The following is a 786-nucleotide window of genomic DNA, read 5'->3' on the forward strand; positions in this document are numbered from 1 at the left end:
TCACTTTGCTAGATGATGCTCAGCAGCTTAGGGGAATGTATCGCTACCGTAAGACTCGAACCCCAAACGATTACTTAAAAGCAATTGCTAGTAGGCGCTCTGATGTCAGTTCAGGGCCTAGTATTAGAGTGGGCGAACAAGCTATTCCACAAGAAGATTTAGCTTTCGAGTTTATGATGAATGTTCTACGTCTGACGAAAGGTGTGCCAGCTTCACTACTGTCTCAGCGTACGGGCCTGGAACTCAGCGTCTTAGAGCCTATGTTAACGGAACTCAAGACAAGGGGCTTGATGAAGGAAGAAGGCCTATGTACGACGGACAAAGGCCTGTTATTTCTGAATACTATTTTAGAAGGTTTTACAGAAAACTAAGCAAGAGACTTGAGCACTTTTCGTGCTGCTTCAACTGTTGCTTCAATTTCCTTATCGCTGTGCGCGCTTGAAACAAAGCCAGCTTCAAACGCAGACGGCGCAAGATAAACACCTTCTTCTAACATCGCATGATAGAAAGCCTTGAAACGAGGCAAGTCACATTCCATGACTTGATCAAAGCGAGAAACTTGCTCTGCTTCGGTAAAGAAGAAACCAAACATTGCACCCACCTGGTTAAAGGTCATTGGCACACCGGCTTCTTTAGCAGCTGCTTTTAAGCCGTCTACCAGTTTCGTGGTTTGCAGACTTAGCGCTTCATAGAAACCTGGCTCGGATATCGCATTCAGCATAGCTAGACCGGCTGCCATGGCGAGCGGATTACCCGATAAAGTACCGGCTTGGTAGACTGGGCCTG

1 protein-coding gene and 1 pseudogene are annotated in these 786 nt (G+C 46.7%); one reads left to right on the forward strand and one right to left on the reverse strand.

Annotated elements, in window-relative coordinates; genetic code table 11:
- Nucleotides 1–371 (forward strand): annotated as a pseudogene (locus A3735_RS25135) (hypothetical protein); the annotation flags it as partial.
- Here A3735_RS25135 and A3735_RS25140 read toward each other — a convergent pair.
- A partial coding sequence (locus A3735_RS25140) for an aminotransferase class III-fold pyridoxal phosphate-dependent enzyme (protein WP_156499918.1) occupies nucleotides 368–786 on the reverse strand: 419 nt, incomplete at its 5' end. The pseudogene A3735_RS25135 and the gene A3735_RS25140 sit on opposite strands and share 4 nt — an antisense overlap.

This window comes from Oleiphilus sp. HI0061 (assembly GCF_001635675.1).